The sequence below is a fragment of the Streptomyces sp. LS1784 genome (assembly GCF_020103755.1).
Lineage (GTDB): Bacteria > Actinomycetota > Actinomycetes > Streptomycetales > Streptomycetaceae > Kitasatospora.
Genome location: NZ_JAHSQD010000743.1, coordinates 1 through 3,340, shown reverse-complemented (window position 1 = coordinate 3,340; position 3,340 = coordinate 1). Strand labels below are relative to the sequence as shown.

At 73.4% G+C, this 3,340-nt stretch carries 2 protein-coding genes; one reads left to right on the top strand and one right to left on the bottom strand.

Annotated features, from left to right (window positions below; translation table 11 throughout):
- Window positions 1–59: 59 nt before the first annotated feature.
- A complete protein-coding gene (locus tag KS423_RS41615; protein WP_224284918.1) occupies window positions 60–2,390 on the bottom strand; it encodes a glycosyl hydrolase family 18 protein in 2,331 nt (776 codons plus the stop codon).
- Window positions 2,391–2,702: 312 nt separating this feature from the next.
- Here KS423_RS41615 and KS423_RS41610 point away from each other — a divergent pair.
- On the top strand, window positions 2,703–3,340 hold a 638-nt coding region (locus KS423_RS41610), incomplete at its 3' end, for a bifunctional 2-polyprenyl-6-hydroxyphenol methylase/3-demethylubiquinol 3-O-methyltransferase UbiG (protein ID WP_224284917.1).

Genomic DNA, 3,340 nt, shown 5'->3' with positions numbered 1-3,340 from the left:
CCGCGCGGAGGTTCCGCGCGGGCCGTCGCAGTTCGTTCCGGTGAGGTCCTGGCCAACCGTCAGCGCAGGCTGCTGTCCATCGAGTTGAGCATCGTGCCGGAGGCGTCGTCGTTCTCCAGGGAGAAGGCGAACAGCCCGCCCAGGCCCTTGCTCCTGGCGTAGGCCCCGCGCGCCTGGACGGCCTGCGGGGTGTCGCCGGTCCAGAAGTTGGTGCCGTCGTAGACCCAGCTGCTCTCGGTGACCGGGTCCCAGTGGGTCTGCGCCGCGGTCGCGTTGAGCTCCTTCCAGGCGGCCAGGCCGGACTCCTGGCTCAGCGGCTTCTTCGCCGTCGGGCCGGTCGCGCTCTGGTACAGGCCGTAGCCGGCGCCGGCCGGGACGCCGGTCCAGCCGCGCCAGTAGAACGGGATGCCCAGCACGATCTTGTTCGCCGGGAAGCCGCCGGGGATCCCGTACTCGGGCAGGCCGGTGGTGTACGCGGCGAGCGTGGTGTCCACGTTGTACTTGCGGGTGCCCGGGGTGATCGGCGTGGTCGGGTCGGCCGGACTGTCGTGCAGCGGGTCCTGGTGGTTGGTCGGGCCCGTGGCGTCCCACGCGCCGTGCATGTCGTAGGACATCACATCGGCGTAGTCCAGGTAGGCGCCGATCTTGTCGGTCTCCAGCTGGGCGACCTTGTCCTGGCCGCTCGGCAGCGCGGCGGTCAGCAGGTACCGCTTGCCCTGGGCGGCGCCGAGGGCGTCCAGCTGGGTGCGGAACTCCTTGAGCAGCAGGGTGTAGTTCTGCTTGTCGGCCGCGGAGAAGTGGTTGCCGGTGTGGCCGCCGGCCGAGCCCGGGTACTCCCAGTCGAGGTCGATGCCGTCGAAGAGGCCCGCGGCCGAGGCCGGACCGCCGGAGGCGTCACCCGCCACGCCGGTCGGCAGGTTCCCCTTGAGGAACATGTCGACGCACGAGGAGACGAAGGCCTTCCGGGAGGAGTCCGTGGCCGCCGCGTCGGAGAAGTACTTGGAGTACGTCCAGCCGCCGATCGAGATGGTGAAGCGCAGGTTCGGGTACTTGGCCTTCAGCTGGCGCAGCTGGTTGAAGTTGCCCTTGAGCGGCTGCTCCCAGGTGTCGCTGCTGCCGTCCACGCTGGTGCCGGAGTTGTAGTCGGCCTGGTAGTCGGCGTAGGCGTCGCCCGCGCCGTCGCCGGCGTTCGGGTTGGACTCGTTGGCCGAGTCGGAGGCCTTCACCGCCTGGAAGCAGGTGAACCTGGTCGGGTCGATGTTGGCGAACGCGTAGTGGATGACGTCCAGCTTGCCCGCCGCGCCGCTGGTGTCGACGTTCTTCGCGTGGTACGCGTTCTCGTAGACGCCCCACTGGTCGAAGTAGGCCGAGCGGATCGGCTGTTGCGCGGGGGCGGCCGCGGTCGTGGTGCTCACCGGCGCGGACTGGGCGGAGGCGTGGCTGCCGGAGTAGCCCTGGACGCTGAAGGTGTAGCTCTTGCCCGGCAGCAGCGAGCTGACCGCGACCGAGGTGCCCATCGAGGTGGCGACCAGCTGGCCGTTGGACCACACCTTGTAGGACACCGGGCCGTCACCGCTGGTGAGGGTGGATGGCTGCCAGGTGAGCACCACCGCGTTGGAGGTGGTCCTGGTGACCGCGAAGCCGGTCGGGGTGGTGACCTTGCCGTCCCCGGCCGGGCCGCTCGCGGTGCCCGTCGGGGTCGGGGTGGTGGTCGTGGGGGTGCCCGTCGGGCTCCCGGTCGCCGTCGGACTGGTGGTAGCGGTGGGGCTTCCGGTCGCGGTGGGGCTCGCGGTGGCCGTCGGGCCGGCGGTCGGACTGCCGGTGGCGGTCGGGCCGGCCGGGCCGGTCAGCGTGAGGTCGTCCGCGTAGTACGTGCCGGTGCCGTACCAGCCGTGGGTGAAGACCGTGACGGAGGTCGTGGTGGCGCCGGTGGTGAAGGTGGTGCTCAGCTGGTTCCAGCCGGTCCCGCCCGGCGTCCAGACCGAGGAGTTGACGCCGGTGCCGGTGGCGCCCAGGTAGACGTAGCTGCCCTGGACCCAGCCGGCCAGGGTGTACGTGGTGTTCGGCAGGACGGTGACGGTCTGCTGGCACTGCGCGGTGTCGGCGGCCGAGGCGGCGCCGCTGAGCGCGCGGCTCCCGCCGTGCACCGGCGTGGTGACGACCGACCCGTTGGAGCAGGTCCAGCCGGCCAGGGTGCCGGCCTCGAAGTCGCCGTTGGCCAGCAGGTTGACCGGGGCGGCCGAGGCGGAGCCGAAGGTCAGGGCGATGGCGGCGCCGCTGGTGGTCAGGGTGGCGGCCAGGGCCAGTGCGGTGGCTCTTCTGCGCTGGGCGGCCCGGCGGCCGGCGCGCTCCCCGGCGGGCTGAGCTGCGGGCAGGACACGGTCGTGCATGCGGTGGGTCCTCCGGATGTGTGGGGGTTCCGGCGGTGCGGTGGCCCGGACGGGCCGAGGGGAGCCGGCCCGGGCGCGGTGGGGGCGCGCGGGCTGGTGACGCGTGCTGACGAGTGGTGCGCGGACGCGCCGGGCGGCCGGCCCGTGCACGTCACGACTGAACAGATTGGACTGGACCAATATTCGCCGTCAAGGGTGTCCGCCCGCTGGACCGCCTCCGGCCCGGGCGGCGGCCCGGGTATCGGCGGCCGGGGTGGCGGTGGCCCGGTAGGTTGGCCGGAACGAGCAGGCCCGTCGAACGGAGGAGGCGCGATGGACAGCCAGGACTGGGACGACCGCTACGCCGCGAGCGAGCTGGTGTGGGGAGCCGCGCCCAACCAGTGGGTGGTCCGCGAACTGGCGGGCAGGGCCCCCGGCCATGCCCTCGACCTGGCCGCCGGAGAGGGTCGCAACGCCATCTGGCTGGCCGCCCAGGGCTGGGAGGTCACCGGACTGGACTTCTCCGCCGTCGCCCTGGAGCGCGCCGAACGGCTCACCGCCGACCTGCCCGACGAGGTGGCCGACCGGCTCACCTGGCGCCACGGCGACGCCCGCGAGCTGGAGGCCCCCGCCGCCGGCTACGACCTCGTCCTGGTCGCCTACCTGCAGATCCCCGCCGCGGACCGCCGGGCCGTGCTGCGCCGGGCCGCCGACGCGCTCGCCCCCGGCGGCACCCTGCTGGTCATCGGGCACGACCTGAGCAACCTCACCGAGGGCGTCGGCGGCCCGCAGGACCCGGCCGTGCTCTTCACCCCGGAGGACGTCCTGGCCGACCTCGCCGACCGAGGGCTGCGCACCGTCCGCGCCGAGCGGGTGCACCGCACGGTGGGCGGCGAGCCCGGGCACAAGGGCGGCGAGGGAAGTGGGGCGGGTGGGGGAGCGGCGGGCGGCCGGGTCGCGGTGGACGCGCT